A 23,828-nucleotide genomic window follows, 5' to 3' on the forward strand; every position below is an offset into this window, starting at 1 on the left:
GCAGTCGATGCAAGTGTGCGCACGCGGTCGCCCACCCCGCGGCCCGGACCGATCGGAGAACTCGCTGACCGGGTGGACCGGCGCTACCCGGGTCCGCCCCGATGTTCTAGTGGCTGACCCGGCCGCTGTCGCCCTCGTACGGAAGCAGCTCCGCCTCGATCGGCGCCGCCGGGCGTGCCATCGGCCCTGGCCCCGGCTTGCGACGGTTGGCCAGTCCGCGGTAGGACTCGGGCTTGATCCGGCGGAACACCTGCGCCACGCGCGTGTGCAGCGGCAGGCGGAACTTCAGGTCGGCGAGCATCTCGTCGATGTTCTGGATGGAGAACGGGACGACCGCGGTGCCGTGCGCGTGGTGGCCGTGCGTGCGTTCCTCCATCCAGCGCAGCCGGGCGTCGATCTCCTCGTCGAGTTTCTCGGCGGGCGGCAGGACGAGCCCGCCGTTGAGCAGCGCGGCGGTCCAGTGCGCGGCGACCTCGGCGTTCAGCGTGCTGATCACCGAGGAGTTGTAGCCGGCGAAGGTCAGATTCGGGACCTCCAACGGCAGGATCTGACGGTGCAGGCGGAAATTGCCGTGCTCATCGGTCAGCCTGCGCTGAATGTACGGCGTGAGGAACGGCACGCGCTGCTGGAAGCCGGTCGCGCAGATCACGACGTCCGCCTGCAGCACCTGCCCGGTGGACAGCCGGATCCCGGGCGCCGCCTTCGGGCCACCGCCCATCTCGGTGATCGTGGTGTCCCGGTGCACCGTGATACGTCCGTTGGCGACCTGCTCGTAAAAGCCTTCGCTCACCAGGCTGACGGTGCTCTCGGCGATCTGCTCGAACCGCCCCTCGGGCACCAGACCGAGTTCACGCAGCTGCGAGTGCTTGGTGACCAGTTCCTGGATCAGATCGAAATTGCTGATCCGTACCGATTCGCCGGGGCCGTCGAGGAACCGGTCCATCCAGCGGGGCCGCAGGTAGTGGAAGTGCGCCTCGCCGAAGCGGGTCAGCATCAACCGCTCGTAGTCGATCACCCGCGCCAGCTTGCGCGGCATCTTCCAGAACAGCCGCCGGGCCACCACCGAGGTGGACGCCGCCACCTCGCTCACCGCGGTGGCGATGTCACAGGCGGACTTGCCGTAGCCGACCACGACGACCGACTTGCCGCGCACCGACTCCAGATCGGTGAACTCCGAGGAGTGGCACAAGCGCCCGCCCGCCGCGCGGAACCAGTCGGCGCCGCGGTACTCCGGCATCGCGGGTTCGCTGAAAACACCGTTGGCGATGACCAGGTGATCGCACGAGGCGCGATGGATGCCGCTCGAATCGCGAATCTCCAGCAACCAGCCGCTGTCCACCGGATCGGCGGCGACCACCTCGGTGCCCAACCGCAGGTGCTCGGTCAGCCCGAAGTGCTCGGCGTAGGCGGCCAGATAGGCCTGCATGTGCTGCCCGTCGAGGACGCGCGGGTAGTCGGCAGGCATGGGGAAGTCGGAGAAGTGATATGTGTCTTTGGAGTTCTGCGTCTGCAGTCCCGGGTATCGCCGGGTCGCGCTCCACACACCACCGACATCGGGTGCACGGTCGAAAACCTCGACCGGAAAACCCGCCTGTTTCAGCACTTTCGCGCAGGCAAGACCTGCGATACCCGCACCGACGATCCCGATGCGGCTTCCGCTTGTCATGCGCGAGAGATTACGTCGCCAGCGGCGCACAGCAAAGTCGGTCGACCGAATCCGCTCTTCAGCGCACTACGGGCGTACCCACCGGGACCACCGGAAGCTCGAGCAGCCCACGGATCAGAATGCTCTCCCGCCACCGCAGGTCCGCATCGTCGACGGCGGGCCGCAGCTGCGGATAGCGCCGCACCAGCCGGGTCAGCGCGATGCGGGCCTCCAGCCTGGCCAGCGCCGCTCCGAGGCAATAGTGGATACCGTGGCCGAAGGCCAGGTGCCCGTTCGTGCCGCGGTCCGGGTCGAACGCCGCGGGCGAGGCGAAGTGTCGTTCGTCACGGTTGGCCGACGCCACCGAGACCAGCACCAGCTCCCCTTCCGGGATGACGCCGCCGGCCAGGTGGATCGGCGCGGTGGTGTAACGCAGGGTCGCCACGTTGACCGGGCCGTTGTGGCGCAGCGTTTCCTCCACCAGCGGTGTGACGCCCGCCGGGTCGTCGCGAAGGGCCAGGTAGCGGGCGGGATCGGCGAGCAGTTCCAGCACGGAGTTACCGATCAGGTTCACCGTGGTCTCGTGGCCCGCGACCAGGATCAGGAAGGCCATGGAGATCAGCTCGTCGTGACTGAGCCGGTCCCCTTCCTCGGTGGCGAGCAGCAGCTGGGAGATCAGATCCTCACCCAAGCCCTCCGCGCGCCGCCGGGCGACCAGGTCGTCGAAGTAGTCGACGATGGCGTCGGTCGCGGCACGGATGCCCTCCGGCGTGGACATGGGTGTGTCGACCACGGCCGCCGACCACTCCCGGAAGCGCGCGCGGTCCTCGACCGGCACGCCGAGCAGTTCGCAGATCACCGTGATCGGCAGCGGAAACGCGTACTCCGCGAGCAGGTCGACCGGACCGGCGCCCGTCGCACGATCGATCGCGTCGAGCAGATCGTCCGCGATCGCCACGATCCGCGGTGCGAGGGCCTCCATCCGCGCGGGCGCGAACGCCGGTGTGACGAGTTTGCGCAGCCGCGAGTGCCGCGGCGGGTCGGAATTGAGCAGATGCAGGCTCAGGCGCGGGTTGACCGCCGTGACGCCGCTGCCACCTGCGGCTGATCGCCGCGCCTCGGCGCCCCTCGGAGCGTGCGGGTCCTTGTGGACGTCGGGATGGCGCAGCACCTCCTTGGCAGCGTCGTAGTCGACCACAAGCCAGGCGCGCACACCGGTGCGCAACCGGACCTGATGCACCGGCCCCTCGGCGCGCAACTGCTGGTAGAAGGCATGCGGCGTGCGAAAGAAATCCGCGGGCAGCTCTCTCATCCGATCGGTTCCCCCTGATTCGTGAGTATCGTTGCGGCCCTTCGATGGTGACACCGATCACGGATCTCGGCCAGGCCGCGCGACCGGACCATCCTGTGATCAGCGTTGCCCCTCGTCGCGGCCCGGCCTGGCGCGCGTCGTCGTCAGGGTCCGGCTACCCTGCGCCAATGAGTTCGATCGCGCCCGTCCTGCGGCGTGCCCGGATCGCGAACTCGTTCGCGTTCGGCGCACAGGGCTTCTTCCTCGCCGTCGTGCTGACCGAGTTGCCGCAGCAGAAGGAGCGTTTCGGGCTGTCGGACGGCGTGATCGCCGTCTCGGTGGTGCTGATCTCGTTGCTGGCGGGCGGCGGCAGCGTCCTCGCGGAGCGGCTGGCGCTGCGCTGGTCCAGCCGCGCGGCGGTGCGGATCGGGCTGCTGCTCGTGGCCGTCACCGGATCGGCGGCGGCGTTCGCGCCGAACACGCCGCTGCTGGTGGCCGCACTCGGCTGCTACGGGATCGCGGTCGGCATCGTCGACGCGAGCACCAACATGCAGGCCGTGTTCATCCAGCACGGCTACGGGACGTTCATCCTGTCGTCGTTCTACGCCGCGTGGAGCGCCGGAACGATAGCCGGGGCATTGTTCGTATCCGGGTGCGAGGCGCTGGAGGTGACGCTGCGCGAATCGCTGCTCGCGGCCGCCGCGATCGTGCTGCTGCTCGGCTGGGCGCTCGGACGAGGACTGCTCGGCGTGCGGGACGCGGAGACGAGTCCCGTCGAGACCGCCGCGTCCGGTCCCACCGTCGCGCTGCGCGCGTATGTCGGGTTCGGGATCGCGATGGCGTTCGTCTTCGCGGTCGACCTCGCGGTGGGCAACTGGTCGGCTTTGTACCTGACCGATGACCTGCTCGCCGGTTCGGCGACGGCGGCGCTCGCCTTCGCCGCGTATCAAGGCACGTCGTTGGTCTCCCGGATCGCCGGGGATTCGCTGGTGCGCCGTTTCGGTCCGCGCCCTGTGGTGCGGGCCGCCGCGGGCACCGGAGTCCTCGGTCTGGCTCTCGTGGTGGCCGCGCCGAGTCCGGCGGTCGCGATCGCCGGGTTCCTCGTCGCGGGCGCGGGCCTGCCCGTGATCGCGCCGCTGTGCTTCAGCGCGGCTGGGCAACTCGCGACCGGACGGGAGCTCGACGCACTGATCGCGCGTCTCAACCTGTTCAACTACGCGGGGACACTGCTCGGCGGCGGTGTGGTCGGCGCGATCGCGGCGAGCGTCGGTCACCGCGTGGGATTCGTGATCCCGCTGCTGTTCGCCGTGGCCCTGATCGGGCTCTCCCGCGTCTTCCGCTCCCATCGGGTCGCGAGCGCGCCTCCTACGCGGAAACTGGACCAGCCCACCGAACTCGGACCTGCCACCGGGTAGTGCGGTCAGCGGTGCGCAACCGGATCTCGGCCGGCGCCGAGATCTCCGAGCGCAATCGCCGCAATCGGCCGATCAGCCGATTCGCCAGCCGCGGCGACAACAGGAAGGCCGGCGCGGTGGCGCCCGACACCGCGGCGCCGGTCAGCAGCGAGTCGCGTGACTGCTCCGCCGCGGTGTCTGTGGCCTGCGTGTTCTGGTCGCCCAGAGCGCCACCACTTCGCTGTTCACCTGATCCGCGGCCGATCGCCAGTCCGCGACGCTCACCGGCAGCGCGGGCGTGGGCCCCGACTTCGCGGGCACCGGGCGGATGACGGCCTCCTCCATGGCGCTCACCTGCTGCCAGGCGCGCGACGAGGTGAGTTCCCTGAGCCCCGCCGCTGACGCGTTGTCGATATGCTCTGATGTAGCCATGAGCAACCTCTCCGTCGTCATCGACCGGGCCGGGCTGTGGGACGCGGAAGCGCTCAGTGATGTTGCCGCCGCGACTTTTCCACTGGCGTGCCCGCCCGAGGCGACGCCCGACGACATCGCGGTGTTCGTCGGCGAGGTCCTGTCGGGCGAACGGTTCGGCGAATATTTGAGCGATCCGGCCCGGATCGTGCTCAAGGCTGTCGCGGACGACGACATCGTCGGTTACGCGATGCTGGTCACGGGCGGCCCAGCGGACCCTGCGGTGGCCGAGCCGGTCGGGCCGCACCCGATGGTGGAGCTCAGCAAGTTGTACGTGCTGCCCGGCCGGCACGGCACCGGGATGTCCACCGCGCTGATGAACGCCGCGCTGGACTGGGCGCGCGCCGAGAGATATCCGGGCGTCTGGCTGGGCGTCAACCAGGAGAACGTCCGCGCTCGGCGCTTCTACGCCAAACACGGTTTCACCGAGGCCGGCACCAGGACGTTCACCGTCGGCGCCCAGGTGCATCACGACTACGTGCTGCGGCTGGTCTTCTGATCCCGCCTCAGCGCAGGAAATCGACGAGTGCGGTGTGGAACGCGGGGTTCAGCACCGCCATCAGGTGATCGCCGGGCACCACGGCCAGTTCACCGTTCGGCAGCGCGTCGGCGAGTCGCTCCGGTTCGGCGGCGAAGGGGTCGTCCTCGCCCGCCAGCACCAGCGCGGGCACGGTGATGTCCGCCAGCGTCTCGATGGGACGATCGTCCAGACCCGTCGCCACGGCGTGGATGGCTTGCACGTCGGCCTGTACCGCGTCGGCGAGCACCCGGAACATCTTCGCCGTCGGCGACGCGTCCGCGCCGTCTCCGGTCATCGCGGCCTGCAGATCCGGCAGGTCGATCACGCGACGATCGACGCCACCGCAGTCCAGCACACCCGACCCGATGCCGCCGACGGCCAGCCGCCGCACCCGCCGGTCGGTCGCGGCCACCATCAGCGAGATCACCCCGCCCATCGAGTACCCGACCTGCGCGACCTCCTCGAATTCGAGCTCGTCGTAGAGGGCGCGTACGTCACGCGCCATCGCCTGCCACGAGTACCGCGCCGCGTCGTGCGGCTTGCCGGAACGGCCGTGACCGCGCGCGTCCAGGGACACCACGGTGTGCCCGGCGGAATGCAGTGCGGCGACCACACCGGTGCTCATCCAGTTCGCGTTGGTGTCCGCGACCACTCCGTGCTGCAGCACGACCGGGATGCCCTCGCCCTCCCACACCCGGTAATTGAGTTCCAGGCCGTCCCATGTCTCAAACTTCGCCATGCCGGGATCGTAGTGCACGGCACGCCACCGAAACTGCCGAAGCGGACGTATCGGGCCGGGTGCCGCGCTCAGCCCAGCAGTCGGTCCCGCAAGGCCGCGATATCGGCGCCGGTGAGTCCCAGGCCGTCGCGGACATACGCGTCGAAACTTCCGTAGGTCCGATCCACCTGGTCGAAGGCGGCGTCGAGCCAGGATCCCTGGACGCCGTTGAGCGGGTCGTTCTCGCTCGCGTTACGGAATCGGTTGGACAGCAGATAGTCCTCGGTGACCGTGGCACGATCGACGCCGAGCAGCGTGAGCAGCACGGCCGCCGTCCAGCCGGTGCGGTCCTTGCCCGCGGTGCAGTGGAACAACACCGCGCCGTCGGCGCCGATGAGGTCGCGCAGCACCGAAGCGAACGCCTCGTTCGCGCCGGGCGCGGTGATGAACGCGCGATACAGGCCGTCGCCTCCGGTGAGCGTGGTGGCGATGACCTCCGGGGGAGCCTGGCCGATCACGTCGGCCCAGTGCGCCGTCGCGCCCGCGGGCAGCCGGTCCGGACCGAGCGCGCGCTCGTAGACCGTGCGCAGGTCGTGCACGGAGCGCACGCGGCGGCCGGTCAGCGCGGCCAGATCCTCCGGCGTCGCGTTGTTCAGCTGCCCGGTCCGATACACCAGACCGGTGCGCACGATCCGGCCGTCGGTGGTGCGATACCCGCCGATGTCCCGCGCGTTCTGCACCCCTTGCAGGTGCAGGGAGGGATCGGCGACGACGGCCGCAGGCGGGTCGGCCTGCGCGATGACGGCTACCGGCCCGAAGGCGACCGCCAAGCCGGCCGCCATTGCGACCGGGGCGCGGAAACGAGTGGCCATTCGGCTGCTCCAATCATCGGGTCTGTGGGGTCTGCCCACGTTCTCTCGCCGACCGACCAGGCCGGGCAGGCAGCGCTAGGCCGCGACCTCGAACCGCGAAAGCGCGAGCAAGCGGGAGATGGCGCGCAGGTACTTCTTGCGGTAGCCGCCCTCCAGCATCTCGGCGGAGAAGATCTCGTCCAGTTTCGCGCCGGACACCGTCACCGGCACGCTCGCGTCGTAGAGCCGGTCGGCCAGCACCACGATCCGCAGCGCCACGGCCTGATCGGTGACCGGATGCACGCCGGAGACGAACACCGACGACACCCCGGAGATCAGCGCGCCGTACTTCGACGGATGCAGGGTGCTGAGGTGCTTCAGCAGCGCGTCGAACTCGTCGAGCGTGGAATTCGGCGTGCTCGCCGCCCGTTCGGCCAGGACCGCGGCGGCGGTGGGCTCCGGCGCGGGGGGCAGATCGCGGTGGCGGTAGTCCGGCCCGTCCACGCGCACCGCCTCGAAGATGGCGCCCAGCTTCTTGATCTCGCGCATGAAATCCTGTGCGGCGAAACGGCCTTCGCCGAGCTGCCCCGGCAAGGTGTTCGACGTGGCCGCGATCGAGACACCGGCCGCGGACAGTTCGGTCAGCAGGCGCGAGACCAGCATCGTGTCGCCGGGATCGTCGAGCTCGAATTCGTCGATGCACAGCACACTGTTGCCCGAGAGCCGCTCGAGGGCATTGGCGAAGCCGAGCGCGCCGACCAGGTTGGTCAGCTCGCCGAACGTACCGAACGACTTGGGCGCGGGCGAGCTGTGGAAGATCGAGGCCAGCAGGTGGGTCTTGCCGACCCCGAATCCGCCGTCCAGATACAAGCCGGCGCCGCTGACCTGCTTCTTCTTACCGAAGAAGCTCTTCTTGCCCGCGGCCTTGCTGATCTTGGCGACCTGCCCGGCGAACTCCTCGGCCTTGCCGACCGCGGCCGCCTGGCTCGGTTCCTTCGGATCGGGAATGTAGGAGGCGAAGCTCACCTCGTCGAACATGGGCGGCGGCACCATTTGGGCGACGAGCTGATCGGCCGGGACCTCCGGGTGACGATCGACGAGGCGTTCTTGCATGGACGAAGCCTAAAGACGTGGTGAGATCTGATTTCATGCAGCGTAGCCAGAATGCGATCCAGCTCACAGCACTCGGCCCGGACGACCTCGCGCAGATGTACGCCTTCCCCGCCGCGCTCGACGCGCCTTGGGTCCGCGCCAATTTCGTCTCCAGCATCGACGGCGCCGCCACCAGCGGCAACCTGACCGAAGGGCTGGGCACCCCGGCCGACCGAACGGTGTTCATGTTGCTGCGCGAACTGGCGGAGGTGATCGTCGTCGGCGCGGGCACGGCGCGCGCGGAGAACTACGGCGGGGCGCGCACCGACCCGGCGCGCCGCCGCGCGTTCCACGAGCGCGGCATCGGCGGGCATCCCGACGGCGCGCCGCCGCCGATCGCGGTCGTCACGGCGAGCGCGGCGATCGATCCCGGCGCGCGCCTGCTCACCGATACCCAGGTGCCGCCGCTGATCATCACGACGACCACCGCGCCCGCCGACCGCAAGCAGCGGCTGGCGGACGCGGGCGCCGAGGTGATCGAAGCGGGTGGCATCGCGGTGACGCCCAGCGGCTTGCTGCGGGTGCTCGCCGAGCGCGGCCTGCTGCGGGTACTCACCGAAGGCGGCCCGCATCTGTTCGGCGAACTGCTGGAGGCGGATGTGGTCGACGAGCTGTGCCTGACCACCGCGCCGCTGCTGGTCGGCGGTGCGGCGCGGCGAATCTCGCTGTCGGCGCACGAATTCCGCGTCCGCATGACGCGCGCGCACGTGTTGCTGGACGACGACGGCACCATGCTCACCCGGTGGGCCCGTCGATGAAAGAACCGTCCGAACCTGGCAGGCTGTAGCAATGCGCTGGACTCGGGCCGCCGTGCTTGCCGCCACCCTCTCGATCGTGACCGCCGGTTGCGGCGCGGGACCGTCGGATCGTCCCGGTGTCGCGGTGCAGCGCCCGCCGGTCGCGGGCACCGCGACCACCTCCGCCGCGCCCGCTCCTCTGCCCAAGGCCGAGCTGCCCAGAACCGACCTCAGCTGGCGCGAGTGCACCCAGCCGACCTTGGATCAGTTCGGACTCGGCCCCGCGCCCGCCGGGTTGGTGCTCGACTGCGCCGAGTACGCCACCCCGATCGACTCGACGGGCACGGTGCTGGGCAGTTTCCGCGCGGCCGCGTTGCGGGCCAGGCTGGCGCAGACCCCGGCCGACGCGCCGCCGCTGGTGCTCACCTCGGGCTCGGATCGCTCCTCCTCCGCTACCCTGGCCGGGTTGGCCGCGGGCCCCGCCTCCGTGCTGCTGGCCGCCCGCCCGATCGTCGCGGTGGACCGGCGCGGCATCGGCGGCTCGCAGCCGATCGATTGCCTGCCCACGGAGATCCGCCGTGGCCTGGCCGACAACGCCCAGTCCGGTCCCGGCGCGGGCGACCCGGTGGCCCGCATGACGAAGTTGAGCCAGGACGGCACCATCGCCTGCCGCGACTTCCTGCAGCCCTACGAAGGCACCTTCGACGCGCCGCACGCCGCCGACGACATCGAGCAGTTGCGCAGGCAATGGCAGGTGGACCACATCGCGCTGCTGGGCACGGGCAACGGCGCGAAGGTCGCGCTCAGCTACGCCCGCAAGTACGGCGATCACGTCGCCAGGCTGGTGCTCGACTCCCCGGAACCGGTCGGCACCGACGCCGTGACCCGCGCCGAACAAGCCGTGCAGGGCGCCGAGGCGGCGCTGACGGCCTTCGCGCAGCGTTGCGTCGGCGTCGGCTGCTCACTCGGGGCCGATCCGCGCGCCGCGGTCACCGATCTGGTGAACCGTGCCGCGGGCGGCGAACTCGGCGACATCTCGGCGAACGCGTTGCTTACCGCGGTGTCGGGCTTCCTCGGCAGCCCGCGCGCCGACCAGGCCTCTCGGGTCGCCGAGCTGTCCGACACGCTGGCCGCGGCCGGACGCGGCGACCGCGGGCCGCTGAGCAACCTGATCAGGCAGGAGGCCGCGGCAACCGCGAGCGACGGCCAGTTCGTCAACCGCTGCACCGACACACAGCTGCCGCCGACGCCGGCCAAAGCGAACGAACTCGCGGGCACATGGGCGGGCAAGTATCCGGTGTTCGGCAAGGCGGCGGCCATCGGCCTGATGGAGTGCGCTGCCTGGCCGGTGTCGACCGCGCCTCCGCTGCCCGAAAAGCTGGGTATTCCGGTGTTCGTGCTGGGCGGGGTGGCCGATCCGGTGGTCGGTAACGGCGGTCAGTCCTCGGTGACCGGCGCGATAGGTTCGGCGGGCGCCCGGCACGCGGCGCTGTCCTGGCAGGGCTTCGGGCATCCGGTGTCCGCGCATTCCGGCTGCGCGCAGCGGGCGGTGCTCGACTATCTGAAGGACGGCAAACTTCCCGCAGATGGCACCGCATGCCCGGCGTAGCCCGGGCGTGCGGAGCCGTTCGAGCGGCGCGTCCGACAGGTCCGGCCAACCGCCGGTAACCCATCCGGTGTACCGTGCCCCAGTGTTCCTTCGACAGCTCGAGCCCAGGACCGCTCGCACCACCGCCGAGGTGATCAAGTTCGCACTCTGGCCCCTGGCGGTCATGACCGTGCTGAACCGGGTTTTCATCAAGGCTGTCAACGGCTTCATCACCGACGACTACCGGCCTGTCTACCAGGCGTCGTTCGACTTCCTGAACGGGCGGCCGGTCTACACCGCGAACTTCGACTCGGTGGACCCGCACTACCTGTACCCGCCCAGCGGCACCCTGCTGATCGCGCCGATCGCCGCCATCGACTACGAGAAGTCGCGCTGGCTGTTCATCGCCCTCAACGCGATCGCGATTCTCATCGCCTGGTACCTGTTGCTGCGGCTGTTCCGGTACACCCTGCATTCGGTCGCCGCGCCCGCGCTGCTGCTGGCGATGTTCTCCTCCGAGACCGTGATCAACACGCTGGTGTTCACCAACGTCAACGGCTGCGTGCTGCTGGCGGAGCTGATCTTCATCCATCTGCTGCTGAAGCGGCGCGACCTCTGGGCGGGCGCCGCACTCGGATTGAGTATCGCGGTCAAACCGACACTGGCTCCGTTGCTTTTGATCGCGCTCGTGCGCGGGCAGTGGAAAGTCTTCGTGACGGCACTCGGCGTGCCGCTGGCGCTGACCGCGATCGCCTGGCCGCTGGTGAAGGACCCGGAGAAGTTCATCACCCGCACCGCGCCCTACCTCTTCGAATCCCGCGACTACTTCAACAGCGCCATCGTCGGCAACGGCGAGTACTACGGACTGCCGCCGTGGCTGACCTGGGGCATGCGCGTGGCGCTCGGCGTGCTCGTGCTGATCTCGCTGTGGCTGCTGTACCGCTACTACCGCGAGGACGAACTGTTCTTCGTCTGCACCTCCTCCGGCGTGCTGCTGACGGCCTCGTTCCTGCTCAGCTCGCTGGGGCAGATGTACTACTCGATGATGCTGTTCCCCTTCCTGATGACCGTCGTGCTGCGCAACTCGGTGCTGCGCAACTGGCCGGCCTGGCTGGCGATCTTCGGGTTCATGAGCTACGACAAGTGGCTATCGGACCGCTGGCAGCACATCGGCCGCAACCTGGAGTACCTGCGCATCACCTTCGGCTGGGGCCTGCTGCTCATCGTCGTGTTCTGCGTGCTCGGTGACCGCTATCTGGCCGCGCGGCGGGAAGGCAGGCTGCCGTTCGGCATCGATCCCGCGTGGATGAGTTCCGCCCCGGACCCGCGCGGCGAACAGCCGCAGCCGCCGGTCGCCGCGGCTCTCCCGGCGGAAACCCACAGACCACAAAACGGTTCGGCGCCCGCGGAGCAGAATCGTATTAGCGTGGAGCCATGAGTTCCGAAGCCGACACGTCCCTGCCCGCGCCGCGCATCCAGCTCTCGCCGCAGGAATGGCGGTCGAAGCTGAACCCCGAGGAGTACTCGGTGCTGCGCGAGGCGGCTACCGAGCGGCCGTTCACCGGCGAGTACACCGACACCAAAACCGAAGGCGTCTACGTGTGCCGGGCCTGCGGCACCGAACTGTTCCGCAGCACCGAGAAGTTCGACTCGCACTGCGGCTGGCCGTCCTTCTTCGATCCGGCCGCGTCCGACGCGGTGATTCTCCGGTCGGACGACTCGCTCGGCATGCATCGGGTCGAAGTGCTGTGCGCGAACTGCCACAGCCACCTCGGCCACGTGTTCGAGGGCGAGGGGTACAACACGCCCACCGACAAGCGCTACTGCATCAACTCCATCGCCCTGCGACTGCACCCCTCGGACAGCGCAGCGGAGTAACCAGCCCGACGCTCACGGGCAGCGTACGAAGCCCCGGCGCTCGGCGCATGCCCCGAAAACTTCGGGCAAGCGTTTGCCTGCACCGGGGCAGGGCGCGTCAGGGCAGAGCGGCGATCAGCTGCTCGATCTCCACGCGGGGGCCGGTGAAGAACGGGATCTCTTCGCGCACGTGCCGACGGGCGTCGGTGGCCCGCAGGTCACGCATCAGATCGACGATCCGGTGCAATTCGGGCGCCTCGAAGGCCAGGATCCACTCGTAGTCGCCGAGCGCGAACGAACTGACGGTGTTCGCTCGCACGTCCGGGTAGCCACGCGCGGCCTTGCCGTGTTCGGCCAGCATCCGGCGGCGCTCCTCGTCGGGCAGCAGGTACCACTCGTAGGACCGGACGAACGGGTACACGCAGATGTAGGCGCCCGCCTCCTCGCCGGCCAGGAAGGCCGGGATGTGGCTCTTGTTGAACTCGGCGGGGCGGTGCAGCGCCGCGTTGCTCCAGACCGGCGCGCTGGCCCGTCCCAGCTCGGTGGTGCGGCGGAAATCGGCGTACGCGGCTTGCAGGTCCTCGACGCGTTCGGCGTGGGTCCAGATCATGAAATCGGCGTCGGCGCGCATCCCGGCCACGTCGTAGATGCCGCGGACCACGACGTCGCGGTCGGCCAGACCGTCGAAGAACGCCTTGGCCTCCTTGGTCGCCGCGTCCCGGTCCTCGCCCAGCACTCCGGGCTGCACCTGGAAGACCGAGAACATCAGGTAGCGGATGGTGGAGTTGAGAGCCTGATAGTCGAGTCGCGCCATAGCACTATCGTGCCACTCGCTCGGGAGCGCCCGCGTCGCCGGGCGTGAACTGCTCGATGTGCACGCGGGCGTCGGGGATGCCGAGGGCGCGCAACTGGCGTCGCATCTCGCCCAGGAACCCGGATGGACCGCAGACGTATACGTCGGCGTCCTCGGGCACGTTCAACACCGAGAGATCGGCCCGGCCGTGCCGGACGCCGGGAGTCGGTTCCTCGTACCAGATCTCGACCTCGGCTTGTTCGAGCCGGGCAGTGAGCCCCAGGAGCCGATCGCGCAGCGGATGGGTGCGCGGCGCACGGTCGGCGTGCACGACCAGCGTGCGACGGCCCGGGTCGTGGGCGGCGAGATAGTCCAGAACGCCGATCGTCGGGGTCACACCGATGCCGGCGGAAATCAGCACCAGCGGTGTCTCCGCCGCGGTATCGAGGACGACGTCACCGAACGGAAGGGTGATCTGCAGTGGGTCACCCGGGCGCAACTGCTCGTGCAGCCAGGAGGACACCTCGCCGGCCGGGCAGCCTGCGGCCGCCTCGACCCGCTTGACGGCGAACGACAGAGCGCCGTCGCGCGGCCTGCCCACCAGGCTGTACTGCCGCAACTGGCGCGCACCGTCGGGAAGCCGGACGCCGACCGAAACATACTGTCCCGGAATGAATCCCGGTAGCTGCGCAGCCGAGTCGGCGGACTCGACGGTGAAGACCGCGACGCCCGAGGGGTCGTCGTCGCGAGCCACGACACGGGCGTCCCGGAACACGTCGCCGGAATCCACGCCCGCCTCGGCGTAGAGCCCCTTCTCCTGATCCATCAGGGTGTCGGCCATCATCCAGTAGACCCGATCCCATGCCGCCGCGACGGCGTCGTCGACCACATCGGCGCCGAGCACTTCCACGATGGCCGCGAACAGGTTTTCGTGCACGATCCGGTACTGCTCCGGAGTCACCCCGAGTGAGGCGTGCTTGTGCGCGATCCGCGACAACATGGTGGCCGGGTGCGGCAATTCGGGGTCGACCAGGTACGTGGCGAAGGTGGCGATAGAGGCGGCCAGCGCCCGCTGCTGACTGCCCTGTGCCTGATTGCCCCGGTTGAATGTGTCGCGCAGCAGCCGCGGGTGGGCGTCGAACATCGTGCGGTAGAACACGGCCGTGATGCGGTCGATGTTCGCCGCCACCAGCGGTAGGGTCGCGCGGACGACCTCGGCGTGCCGCGGTTCGAGTTCCGGTTCGGCACGGACGACGCTGTCGAGGTTCATGAAACTTCCTTCATCTGAGGGGTGACACTCGCCGTGGAGCGGACGAGTAAATGCAGCAACCCGGTTGTCGACGAGGTGACCAAATCCTCTATCGAATAACGGTCGAGTTCGGTATAGAAAGCCTTCTTCGCGTCGGCGAGAATTCGGCGCAATCGGCACCCGCCGAGTAACGGACACGGATTCGGTTCCCCGCACTCCACCACGTCGCGGTCGTCTTCCAATTCCCGGACGAGCTCACCCACCGACGCGGCGCGACCTGCCGCGGTGATGAACAATCCGCCGGATCGTCCGCGGTGCGCCTCGACGAGACCCAGTTCGGCCAGCCGCGAAACCGCCTTGGCCACATGCTTTTCGGACGCGCCGACCTGTCGCGCGATGAGTTTGGTGGTGACCCGGGAATTCTTCTCGTCCTCCACCGCGAGCCGCATGATGGTGCGCAAACCGATATCGGTGAAGTGCGAGAGCTGCATGGTGCTCACGGTACCGGCGAATTCCACCGATTCCGCATTCCGGCGGGGTGTCCTTAATTACGCCGATCGGTGCGCATTTTGAGTGCGCCGCACATTGTCCGACAGGCCGGAACAGTGCCGCATAATTGTGGTCACAGGAAAGCGCGTGCGCGGTGCCGCGACGAATCTCGTCGGTACGGGCACCCCCGGCGAACGGTCAGCGTACGGTGCCCGCACCGACCTCCGCCGCGATGCGCTGTGCGGCGGCCGCGCCGGAGGCGACGCACGCGGGCACACCGACGCCGTGCAGGTACGCGCCCGCCACCGCCAGCCCGTCCAGCGCCGCGACCTCGGCTTCGACGGCCGCGATGCGGGCCGGATGGCCGGGCGCGTACTGGGCGAGGCCACCCGGCCACCGCTGTACGACGGCCTCGACCGGCTCGATCGCGACCCCGGTGACGGTAGCCAGGTCCGCGGTGGCGGCGGCGACGAGTTCGGCGTCGGGCCAGGACAGCGGGGAGTCGTCGCCGAACTTGCCGAAAGAGACGCGGACCAGCGCCGTTTCACGTTGTGCGAGATGTGTCCATTTGCGGCTGGACAGGGTGAAGGCTTTGGCCCGCAGCGGCTCTCCGGTGGCCACCAGGATGCCGGAGTTCTGTGGCAGGGCGGTCTCGCGGGGCAGCGCCAGCGCGACCACCGCCGACGAGGAGAGTTCGACACCGGCCAGTTCCGCGGCGGCGACCGGGGCGACGGCGGCCAGCAGTCGCGCGGTCACCGGCGCCGGAGTGGCGAGCACCACCGCGTCGACGGCGCCGATCGGGTCGACCACCCAACCGCGCAGCCCTCTGGCCAGACGCGTGCCCGGCGTCGTGGTGACGAACCGCGCCCCGGAACGTTCGGCGAGCGCCTCGAGCAGCACCCGGTAGCCGTCCCGGATGCCACCGAACACCGGCGCGTTCGAGGGCGGCGGCAGCGCGGCGCCGACGGCGGCGGTGAGACTGGGCGCGCCGTCGTCCAGCGCGGCGGCGAGCGTGGGCAGCGCGGCGCGGACACCGATGGAGCGGGAGCTGCCCGCGTACACGCCGCCGAGCAGCGGATCCACGCTGCGCTCGGCGACCTGCGCGCCGAAGCGGTCGGCGACCAGTCGGTAGACGTCGGTGTCGGAGCCGGGCTCCCAGTCCAGCGGCCGGTCGGGTTCGGCGGCGATGCCTGCCAGCGTCTCGGCGTCGACCAGCCCGCGCATCGACTCCGCGTTCGCTGGGACACCCATCAAGGTGCCCTCCGGCAGCGGGTGCGCGGTGCCTGCGGACCACACCAACGGCCGCAGACCCGCCGGGGTCACCAGCTGCGACTCGAGCCCGAGTTCCCGCAGCAGCGCGGGTACCTCCGGCCGTCGCCCGACGAACGCCTCCGCGCCGAGATCCAGTGGCTCCCCGCCCAGTTCGCCGGTGTAGAGGATGCCGCCGATCCGTTCGGCGCGATCGAGCACGAGTACGTCGGCATCCGGCCCGAGCGACATCCGCAACCGATACGCGGCCACCAGCCCGCTGATCCCACCGCCGACCACCGCGATACGCATGCCTCGACCGTATCGCGTTCCACGACGGCGGCCGTCCAACGGTAGGCGCCCGGATGACTCGGAACACACTGTGTCCATGATGTCCGCGGCGATGACGGATACGTCGGCCGGACTCGACTCGGCCGATGGGAGCATGAACCGCCTCGGCCGCTCGCGGATGGATGCCGGGCGTCGGCGCGTCGGTACGTGGATCGGCCTGGCGGCCGGTACGTCGACACGGGCGCCGCGACCGTAGTGGGCGGATCCTGACTCAGCGCTCGACGCAGCCGCCGCACCGCTGCGCTCGCTGCCGTGGCGGCCTACCCGCGTTCGCCCGCGCTACAACTCGTGGACGAGTTCCACCAAGGCGGTCAGCACGCCCGGATCGGTGTCCGGAAGCACCCCGTGGCCCAAGTTGAAGATGTGCCCGGCGGCGCCGAGCGTGATCGCCTCGTCCGCTTCGCGCGCGATCCGCCGGGCCTGCTTCTCGATCGCTTCCGGTCCGGCGAACAGCACGGCGGGATCGAGGTTGCCCTGCAACGCTTTTCCGGGCCCGACGCGGCGGACGGCCTCGGTGAGCGGCACCCGCCAATCGACGCCGACCACGTCGGCGCCCGCCTCGCTCATGGCGCCGAGCAGCTCGCCGGTCCCCACACCGAAGTGGATGCGCGGCACGCCCGCCTCGGCGATCTCGGCGAACACCCGCTCCGAATGCGGGAGCACGAAATTGCGGTAGTCGGCCAGCGAGAGGGCGCCCGCCCAGGAGTCGAACAATTGCACCGCGTCGACGCCCGCCGCCAACTGCGCCTGCAGGAACGCGATGGTGATGTCGGTGAGCACCCCCAGCAGCTCGTGCCAGGTCTGCGGATCGGCGTACATCATCGCCTTGGTGCGCTCGTGGTTCTTGCTCGGACCGCCCTCGACCAGGTAGGAGGCGAGGGTGAACGGCGCGCCCGCGAACCCGATCAGCGGCGTCTCCCCCAGCGCGTCGACCAGCAGGCGCACGCCGTCGGTCACCGCCCCGACCTCCTCGGGGCGCAGCCGGGGCAGCGCGCGCACGTCATCGACGGTCCGCACCGGCGCGGCGACCACCGGCCCCACGCCCGGCACGATGTCCAGGTCGATCCCCGCCGCTTTCAGCGGAACGACGATGTCGGAGAACAGGATCGCGGCGTCGACGCGGTGCCTGCGAATCGGCTGCAAGGTGATCTCGCACACCAGCTCGGGATCGAAGCAGGATTCGAGCATCCCGATGCCCGCCCGCACCTCGCGGTACTCGGGCAGCGAGCGTCCGGCCTGGCGCATGAACCACACCGGACGCCTGCTGGGCGTCGCGCCGGTAGCGGCGGCCAGGAACGGGGCATCGGTCAACCGGCGGCGGGTATGAGTGCTCATCACGGCTATCGTATGCGGGCCCGGCGGGAGGGGCGGACGCGGAGGCGGCAGCGATGACCGCACGGACGCCGCACGGCCCGTAGCGGCGCGCCTCCGACTGCGCCGGGTGCACAAGGTCTACCGTCAGCATTCGTGACACCGCTCGACTTCCGCGACGGCGCCGCACCGACCGAAGGACCTCATGGCGAGCCAGCTCAGTTTCGCGCCGCGGTCGAGGCGATGGGCACCGCTACCGTGCACCCTCGGATCGAGCTCGCGCCCATCCGGCCCCCGCAACGACTCGCTCCGTTCTCCTACGCCATCGGCGCGGAGGTCGCTCATCCGGAAACCCCTGTCGTACCGGCCGATTCCGAAGGCGACGCGTTCGGCAGGCTGATCCTGCTGCACGATCCGGACGGCGACGACACCTGGCACGGCACCTTGCGTCTGGTCGCCTACATCCAGGCCGACATCGACGCCGCGCTCGCCACCGATCCTCTGCTGCCCGAGGTGGCGTGGAGCTGGCTGGTGGACGCGCTGGAGTCGCGCACCGAGCCGTTCACCGCGCTCGGCGGCACGGTGACCTCGACCAGCTCGGTGCGCTATGGGGACATCGCCGGTCCGCCGCGCGCCCATCAGCTGGAGATACGCGCGTCGTGGACGCCGGTCACCACCGACATGCGCCCGCATCTGGAGGCGTTCTGCGAGGTACTGGCCTACGCGGCGGGGTTGCCGCCGGCCGGAGTGACCCAGCTGCAGATCCGGCCCGGCCTGTCCGGCGATCATCCCTGAGCACGCCTGTCGGCGTGCCGTGACCTGCGCCGGAGCCCCTCGTCCTGTGCGCGGGGCGCATCGCGCCCGATTCGCCGACACACTTATGCGCCGATAGGACGGCGGCGCCGTGGCGTCGGCACGTAAAGTTCAACACCATGTCCGTACCAGACGAATCCGAACCCTCGGCCGCGACGCCGCTGCTCGCGCCGGTGGAGGGCGTGCCACCGGTACTGGACACCGCCGCCGAGATCAGCGCAGCCGCCGCCCGGCTGGTCGCGGGCACCGGCCCGCTGGCCGTGGACGCCGAGCGCGCCTCCGGGTTCCGCTATTCGGCGCGCGCGTATCTGATCCAGCTGCGCCGTGCGGGCGCGGGCACGTTCCTCATCGACCCGATCCCGGTCTCCGAAGCCCTCGGCCCGCTGGCCGACGCGATCAACGGGCTGGAGTGGGTCCTGCACTCCGCGGACCAGGATCTTCCCGGCCTGGCCGAACTGGGTTTGCGCCCGGCCCGGCTGTTCGACACCGAACTCGGCGGACGCCTGGCTGGTTTCGAGCGCGTCGGGCTCGCCGCGATGGTGGAGCGGCTGTTGGGCCACGCGCTGCGCAAGGGGCACGGGGCGGCCGACTGGTCCACCCGGCCGCTGCCAGCCGACTGGCTGAACTACGCCGCCCTGGACGTGGAACTGCTGCTCGAACTGCGCGACGCCGTGGCCGACGCACTCGATGCGCAGGGCAAAACGGATTGGGCGATACAGGAATTCGAGCACATTCGCACCTTGGACCCGCCCGCGCCGAAGGCCGAGCGGTGGCGGCGTACCTCGGGCATCCACACGCTGCGCCGCACCAGGCAACTGGCGGTGGTGCGCGAGCTGTGGACCGCGCGGGACGCGCTGGCCCGTGCCCGCGACGTGGCGCCCGCCCGCATCCTCCCGGACGCCGCGATCATCGCCGCGGCGGCCGCGGAACCCAGGTCCATCGCGCAGTTGCGCACCTTGCCGGTGTTCGGCGGTCCGCGCCAGCGCCGGTACTCCCGCGAATGGCTCGCCGCGATCGAGCGCGGCCGTACGTTGCCCGACAGCGACCTCCCGCCGCTCACCCAACCGTTCGACGGCCCGCCGCCGGTCAACCGCTGGGAGCGCCGCGACCCGGCCGCGGCGGCGCGCCTGACTCGGGCACGAGCCGCCATGGCCGACCTGTCGGCGCAGCACGCGATCCCGGTGGAGAACCTGCTCGCGCCGGATCTGGTTCGCCGCCTGTGCTGGGACGGACTGCCCGACTACGAGGCGGTGGACCCCTCCGCCGTCGACGGATTCCTGAAGTCCGGCGGCGCCCGGCCGTGGCAGCGGGAACTCGACGTCCCGCGACTGGCCGCGGCGTTGCCGCCGTCGGACTAGCGCCCGCTCCGTCGGCTCGCCCGTGGCCGCGGCGTCAGCGAGCGGCCAGCCACCCGCTGATCCGGCGGGCGATGTCCGGGCCGGTGAGGCCGAGTTCGGCGTGGACCTCACCGCGCGAGGCATGGTCCAGGAACTGTTGCGGCACACCGAGATCGCGGGTCGGGATGTCCAGCCCGGAGTTGCGCAGCCGGGCCGACACCGTGGAACCGATGCCGCCGTGCAGGCCACCGTCTTCCAGCGTGACCACGAGCCGGTAGTTCTCCGCGAGTTTCAGCAGCGCGTCGGAGACCGGCAACACCCAGCGCGGGTCGATGACGGTGACCGAGACGCCTTCGGAATCCAGCAGATTCGCCGCCTCCAGCGCCGTGCCCGCGAACGAGCCCACCGCGACGAGCAGCACGTCGCCGTGCACCGCTTGCACCGATCCGCCGTCCGGCTCGGCCATCCGCAGCACGTCGATGCCGTCCAGCCGTTCCACCGCGGAGATGTCCTCGGCGACACTGCCTTTCGGGAAACGCAGCGCGGTCGGTCCGTCGTTGACGGCCAGCGCCTCGGCCAGTTCCTCCCGCAGCGTCGCGGCGTCGCGCGGCGCGGCGACCCGGATGCCGGGGATGATCCCGAGGACCGACAGATCCCACATGCCGTTGTGGCTGGCGCCGTCGGAGCCGGTGATGCCCGCGCGGTCCAGTACCACGGTGACCGGCTGCTTCAGCAGCGCCACGTCCATCAGCAGCTGGTCGAAGGCGCGATTGAGGAAGGTCGAGTAGATCGCCACCACCGGGTGCATGCCGCCGAGCGCGAGGCCCGCGGCGGAGGCCATGGCGTGCTGTTCGGCGATGCCGACGTCGAACATCCGGTCCGGGAAGCGCTCCCCGAACGCCGCCAGTCCGGTCGGGCCCGGCATCGCCGCGGTGATGGCGACGATGTCGGCGCGGCGCTCGGCGTGCGCGATCAACTCCTCGGAGAACACCGAGGTCCATCCGCGCGCCTTCGGACCCCCGACCGGGACGCCGGTGAGCGGGTCGATGGGATCGCAGGCATGCATCTGGTCGGCGACATGGTTCTCGGCGGGCGCGTAGCCGCGGCCCTTCTGCGTCACCGCGTGCACCACGACGGGGCCGCCGAAGTCCTTGGCCCGGCGCAGCGCGGCCTCGAGCGCGACGACGTCGTGGCCGTCCACCGGCCCGACGTACTTCAGGCCGAGGTCGCTGAACAGTTCCTGGGGGCTGACCGCGTCCTTGATGCCCGCCTTCACCGCGTGCACCATCGAGTACGCCGATTCGCCCACCCTGGGGATGCTCTTGAGGATGCGCTTGCCCGCGTCCAGGGCGTGCTCGTAGGCGGGCTGGGTGCGCAGCGCGGTCAGCCGCTCGGCCAGACCGCCGATGGTGGGCGCGTAGGAGCGGCCGTTGTCGTTCACCACGACGACCACCGGACGGTCGGATGCGGCGATGTTGTTCAGCGCCTCCCAGCACATGCCGCCGGTGAGCGCGCCGTCGCCGACGATCGCGACCACGTGCCGGTCCTGCCCGCTCAGCGCGAACGCCTTCGCCAGGCCGTCCGCGTAGGACAACGCCGCCGAGGCGTGTGAGGACTCCACCCAGTCGTGCGCGCTCTCGGCCCGGCTCGGGTAGCCGGACAGGCCGCCCTGTTTGCGCAGCGAGTCGAACTGGTCTTTGCGCCCGGTCAGGATCTTGTGCACATAGGCTTGGTGGCCGGTGTCGAAGATCAACGGGTCGGCAGGCGAGTCGAAGATCCGGTGCAGGGCGATGGTGAGTTCGACCACACCGAGGTTCGGGCCGAGGTGCCCGCCGGTCGCGGCGACTTTGCGCACCAGGAACTCGCGGACCTCCTCCGCCAGCTCGCGCACCTGCGGCACGGTCAGCCGGCGCAGATCATCGGGCGTGTCGACCCGGGAAAGCACTCCCACCTGAACTAGCTCCCTCCGGATAGCGCATCTGATCCGATCAGTCTACGGAGCGGCGGCCGGTGCTCCCGCACGAGAACGGTCACACCAACCGACATGGCGTCGAAATGTGAGCCTCGACATACGGTACCCGGCCTAGAGTGACAGGGTGGCCCGGCCCGAGCAAGTGGTCTCCCGGACGATCGAACCCGGCGTGGTGGCACGGATCGTCGACGACGTCCACCGGCGTTGCCGGGACGACCGCTCCGGAACGCTGGCGGACTACATCCCGGAACTCGCCGCGGTGCAACCGGATTCGTTCGCCATCTGCCTGGCCACCGCCGACGGCCGGATCTACGGCGCGGGCGATGTCCGGACCGAATTCACCATCCAGTCCATCTCCAAGCCGTTCACCTACGCCCTCGCGCTGGCCGACCGGGGGCAGGCCGCGGTCGCCGAGCGCATCGACGTCGAGCCCTCCGGTGAGCCGTTCAACGAGATCAGCCTGGATCCGGTGACCGCGCGGCCGCGCAACCCGATGATCAACGCGGGCGCGATCACCGCCGCCTCGCTGATCGACGGCCGCGACCCCGCCGACCGCTTCGAGCGGATCCGGCGCTGCTACTCGAGCTTCGCCGGGCGCGAGCTCACCGTGAACGAGGCGGTCTACGCCTCCGAGGCGCGCACCGGATACCGCAATCGCGCCATCGGCTACATGCTGCGCTCGTTCGGCATCCTCGACGCCGACCCGGACGAGGCGGTCGATCGCTATTTCCGCCAGTGCGCGGTTACCGTGACCTGCGAGGATATGGCCCTGATGGCCGCATCGCTGGCGAACAACGGGCGCAATCCGGTCACCGGAGAGCAGGCGGCCTCGGCGGCGCTGACGGAGCAGGTGCTCAGTGTCATGACCACCTGCGGCATGTACAACGCGGCGGGCGACTGGGTGACCACTGTCGGTCTGCCCGCCAAGAGTGGCGTCGGGGGCGGGATCGTGGCGGTGCTGCCCGGCCAGGTCGGGATCGCGGTGTACTCGCCGCGGCTGGACGGGCACGGCAACAGCGTGCGCGGCGTGGCCGCCTGCCGTGAGCTGTCGTGGCGACTCGAGCTGCACTTCCTGCACGTGACCCGAGCGGCGCGGGCCGCGATCCGCGCGGCGTACTCGGTGGCCGAGGTGCCGTCGCGGCTACGCCGCCCGACCGAGGAGATCGCGGTGCTCGCCACGCACGGGCATCGCGCGTGTGTCTACGAGCTGCACGGCGACCTGCTGTTCGCGGGCGCGGAGCGCACGGTGCGCACCATCGAGGAGCAGGCGGGCGAGCTGGAAGCGCTGGCCATCGACGTGCGCAGGGTCGGCGAGGTGAGCGCCATCGCGGTGCGGATGATCGACGACCTGCGACTCGAGCAGTTGTCGGCGGGTGTCCGAGTGGCGCTGGTCGATCCCGACGCGCGACTGCGGTCCCCGGATTCCGGCATCGATCCGGACGATCCGAGGGGGCCGGTGTTCATCGATCGCGACACCGCGACCGAGTGGTGCGAGAACATCGTGCTCGCGAACCATCGCCCCGCCGGCGAGGCCGCCCGCGCGTCGTTCGGCATCGAGAGTCACCCGGCGTTGGCCGGCCTCGCCGCGAACGAGCGATCCCGCCTGGCGGAGCAGTTCCGGGTGCGCACCTTCGCGCGCGGGGCGGTGATCGCCGAACGCGGCAGCGCGCGCTCGGGTCTCTATCTGATCCTCGACGGCCGCGTGCGCCTGACGGTCGAAGGCACCGACGGACGCACGCACCGGCTGCTCAGCCTGTCGGCCGGGATGTCGTTCGGGGAGATTCCGATGCTGGTCGGAACGCCGTTCGGGAACGAGGTACTGGCGGAGACCGAGACGTGCGTCGCGGTGCTGACCCCCGAACGGTTCGATCGGCTCACCCCGCAAGCGCCCGGGCTGAAGCTCGCGCTGCTCGAACAGCTGGCCGCCGAAGCCTTCGCGCAGATCGACGCGGCGGTGCGGGCGATCGCGGCCCGCGGCGGCGACTACTGAAGCGGGCACGATGGTGCGGTACGGATCGACAGCGATCGACGAGGAGGCTCA

At 70.2% G+C, this 23,828-nt stretch carries 21 protein-coding genes; 9 read left to right on the forward strand and 12 right to left on the reverse strand.

The window, feature by feature from the left end; translation table 11 throughout:
* Nucleotides 1-106: 106 nt before the first annotated feature.
* Both ACFV2O_RS08060 and ACFV2O_RS08065 read right to left on the reverse strand, forming a co-directional pair.
* Nucleotides 107-1,666 carry a flavin-containing monooxygenase gene (locus ACFV2O_RS08060; RefSeq protein WP_379251113.1) on the reverse strand — a complete coding sequence of 520 codons (1,560 nt, stop codon included), beginning with the start codon at nt 1,664-1,666 and terminating at the stop codon, nt 107-109.
* Nucleotides 1,667-1,724: 58 nt separating this feature from the next.
* Nucleotides 1,725-2,957, reverse strand: coding sequence for a cytochrome P450 (locus ACFV2O_RS08065; RefSeq protein WP_379251115.1), 1,233 nt, complete (start codon nt 2,955-2,957; stop codon nt 1,725-1,727).
* A gap of 167 nt (nt 2,958-3,124) precedes the next feature.
* Between ACFV2O_RS08065 and ACFV2O_RS08070 the strand changes: the two genes are divergently transcribed.
* Entirely contained in the window at nt 3,125-4,351 is a 1,227-nt protein-coding gene (locus ACFV2O_RS08070) for an MFS transporter (protein WP_379251117.1), read from the forward strand.
* Nucleotides 4,352-4,492: 141 nt separating this feature from the next.
* Here ACFV2O_RS08070 and ACFV2O_RS08075 read toward each other — a convergent pair whose 3' ends face one another.
* A complete protein-coding gene (locus ACFV2O_RS08075) occupies nt 4,493-4,762 on the reverse strand; it encodes a hypothetical protein (RefSeq protein ID WP_379251119.1) in 270 nt (89 codons plus the stop codon).
* Here ACFV2O_RS08075 and ACFV2O_RS08080 point away from each other — a divergent pair.
* Complete coding sequence (locus ACFV2O_RS08080) at nt 4,761-5,300, forward strand: GNAT family N-acetyltransferase (RefSeq protein ID WP_379251121.1); 540 nt, start codon at nt 4,761-4,763, stop codon at nt 5,298-5,300. The two genes, ACFV2O_RS08075 and ACFV2O_RS08080, sit on opposite strands and share 2 nt — an antisense overlap.
* 7 nt (nt 5,301-5,307) lie before the next feature.
* Here the strand turns inward: ACFV2O_RS08080 and ACFV2O_RS08085 are convergent, their stop codons facing one another.
* From ACFV2O_RS08085 to zapE, 3 genes are all read right to left on the reverse strand, one after another.
* Nucleotides 5,308-6,060, reverse strand: a complete 753-nt coding sequence (locus ACFV2O_RS08085; RefSeq protein WP_379251123.1) for an alpha/beta fold hydrolase — start codon at nt 6,058-6,060, stop codon at nt 5,308-5,310.
* A 68-nt stretch (nt 6,061-6,128) separates the two neighbouring features.
* The gene (locus ACFV2O_RS08090; RefSeq protein WP_379251125.1) at nt 6,129-6,911 is read right to left on the reverse strand and encodes a tyrosine-protein phosphatase; all 783 of its coding nucleotides are present in this window, start codon (nt 6,909-6,911) and stop codon (nt 6,129-6,131) included.
* Nucleotides 6,912-6,986: 75 nt separating this feature from the next.
* Entirely contained in the window at nt 6,987-8,003 is a 1,017-nt protein-coding gene (gene zapE, locus ACFV2O_RS08095) for a cell division protein ZapE (protein ID WP_355070410.1), read from the reverse strand.
* Nucleotides 8,004-8,020: 17 nt separating this feature from the next.
* On the opposite strand from zapE, the gene ACFV2O_RS08100 reads away from it, so the two are divergent.
* The 4 genes from ACFV2O_RS08100 to msrB all read left to right on the forward strand — a co-directional run bounded on the left by ACFV2O_RS08100 (nt 8,021) and on the right by msrB (nt 12,245).
* Nucleotides 8,021-8,800, forward strand: a complete 780-nt coding sequence (locus ACFV2O_RS08100; RefSeq protein WP_355070408.1) for a pyrimidine reductase family protein — start codon at nt 8,021-8,023, stop codon at nt 8,798-8,800.
* A 31-nt stretch (nt 8,801-8,831) separates the two neighbouring features.
* The gene (locus ACFV2O_RS08105) at nt 8,832-10,388 is read left to right on the forward strand and encodes an alpha/beta hydrolase (protein WP_379251128.1); all 1,557 of its coding nucleotides are present in this window, start codon (nt 8,832-8,834) and stop codon (nt 10,386-10,388) included.
* Nucleotides 10,389-10,470: 82 nt separating this feature from the next.
* Nucleotides 10,471-11,805 carry a glycosyltransferase family 87 protein gene (locus tag ACFV2O_RS08110; RefSeq protein ID WP_379251130.1) on the forward strand — a complete coding sequence of 445 codons (1,335 nt, stop codon included), beginning with the start codon at nt 10,471-10,473 and terminating at the stop codon, nt 11,803-11,805.
* The gene (msrB, locus tag ACFV2O_RS08115) at nt 11,802-12,245 is read left to right on the forward strand and encodes a peptide-methionine (R)-S-oxide reductase MsrB (protein WP_356961594.1); all 444 of its coding nucleotides are present in this window, start codon (nt 11,802-11,804) and stop codon (nt 12,243-12,245) included. The genes ACFV2O_RS08110 and msrB overlap by 4 nt, the downstream gene beginning before the upstream one ends.
* Nucleotides 12,246-12,342: 97 nt before the next feature.
* Here the strand turns inward: msrB and hemQ are convergent, their stop codons facing one another.
* From hemQ to hemE, 5 genes are all read right to left on the reverse strand, one after another.
* A complete protein-coding gene (gene hemQ, locus ACFV2O_RS08120) occupies nt 12,343-13,038 on the reverse strand; it encodes a hydrogen peroxide-dependent heme synthase (protein WP_355070401.1) in 696 nt (231 codons plus the stop codon).
* 4 nt (nt 13,039-13,042) lie between these two features.
* Nucleotides 13,043-14,287, reverse strand: a complete 1,245-nt coding sequence (locus ACFV2O_RS08125; protein WP_379251133.1) for a globin domain-containing protein — start codon at nt 14,285-14,287, stop codon at nt 13,043-13,045.
* Nucleotides 14,284-14,757 carry an RrF2 family transcriptional regulator gene (locus ACFV2O_RS08130; RefSeq protein ID WP_379251135.1) on the reverse strand — a complete coding sequence of 158 codons (474 nt, stop codon included), beginning with the start codon at nt 14,755-14,757 and terminating at the stop codon, nt 14,284-14,286. Before ACFV2O_RS08130 ends, ACFV2O_RS08125 begins: the two co-directional genes overlap by 4 nt.
* A 196-nt stretch (nt 14,758-14,953) precedes the next feature.
* Nucleotides 14,954-16,315, reverse strand: coding sequence for a protoporphyrinogen oxidase (locus tag ACFV2O_RS08135; protein ID WP_379251137.1), 1,362 nt, complete (start codon nt 16,313-16,315; stop codon nt 14,954-14,956).
* 318 nt (nt 16,316-16,633) lie between these two features.
* A complete protein-coding gene (gene hemE, locus ACFV2O_RS08140) occupies nt 16,634-17,689 on the reverse strand; it encodes a uroporphyrinogen decarboxylase (protein ID WP_379251139.1) in 1,056 nt (351 codons plus the stop codon).
* Nucleotides 17,690-17,821: 132 nt separating this feature from the next.
* Here hemE and ACFV2O_RS08145 point away from each other — a divergent pair, with 132 nt between their 5' ends.
* Together ACFV2O_RS08145 and ACFV2O_RS08150 are read left to right on the forward strand one after the other, a co-directional pair.
* Nucleotides 17,822-18,460 (forward strand): DUF3000 domain-containing protein, encoded by a 639-nt coding sequence (locus tag ACFV2O_RS08145; protein WP_084823786.1) that lies wholly within the window; start codon nt 17,822-17,824, stop codon nt 18,458-18,460.
* Nucleotides 18,461-18,597: 137 nt separating this feature from the next.
* Complete coding sequence (locus ACFV2O_RS08150; protein ID WP_379251141.1) at nt 18,598-19,836, forward strand: HRDC domain-containing protein; 1,239 nt, start codon at nt 18,598-18,600, stop codon at nt 19,834-19,836.
* A 34-nt stretch (nt 19,837-19,870) separates the two neighbouring features.
* Here ACFV2O_RS08150 and dxs read toward each other — a convergent pair whose 3' ends face one another.
* The gene (gene dxs, locus ACFV2O_RS08155) at nt 19,871-21,766 is read right to left on the reverse strand and encodes a 1-deoxy-D-xylulose-5-phosphate synthase (protein WP_355070394.1); all 1,896 of its coding nucleotides are present in this window, start codon (nt 21,764-21,766) and stop codon (nt 19,871-19,873) included.
* A 193-nt stretch (nt 21,767-21,959) separates the two neighbouring features.
* Between dxs and glsA the strand changes: the two genes are divergently transcribed.
* Entirely contained in the window at nt 21,960-23,777 is a 1,818-nt protein-coding gene (gene glsA, locus ACFV2O_RS08160) for a glutaminase A (RefSeq protein ID WP_379251562.1), read from the forward strand.
* The last annotated feature ends 51 nt before the right edge of the window (nt 23,778-23,828 follow it).

This window comes from Nocardia sp. NPDC059691 (genome assembly GCF_042733915.1).
GTDB lineage: Bacteria > Actinomycetota > Actinomycetes > Mycobacteriales > Mycobacteriaceae > Nocardia > Nocardia sichangensis.